The organism is Pseudomonas sp. PME37.24/006 (genome assembly GCF_055556635.1).
Genome location: NZ_JBVHNL010000142.1, coordinates 1 through 265, shown reverse-complemented (window position 1 = coordinate 265; position 265 = coordinate 1). Strand labels below are relative to the sequence as shown.

The following is a 265-nucleotide window of genomic DNA, read 5'->3' as shown; positions in this document are numbered from 1 at the left end:
ACCAAAGCGCTTGAGCTGAATCCTTCATATTTGAAAGCCCTGCTTCGGAGGGGAGAAGCACATGAAAAGCTCGAAAACTATGATGATGCTATTGTTGATATGAAAAAAATCATTGAGCTAGATCCTTCAAATCAACAGGCTAAGAAATCATTGTTCCGACTTGAGCCACTGGCAGCGGAGAAAAAGGAGAAGATGAAGGAGGAAATGCTTGCAAAGCTGAAAGATCTGGGCAACTCGGTGCTGGGGCGTTTTGGGATGAGCGTGG

1 protein-coding gene is annotated in these 265 nt (G+C 45.3%); it reads left to right on the top strand.

The features are described from left to right. On the top strand, nucleotides 1-265 hold a 265-nt coding region (locus ACZ3GY_RS24165), incomplete at both ends, for a tetratricopeptide repeat protein (protein WP_465912298.1).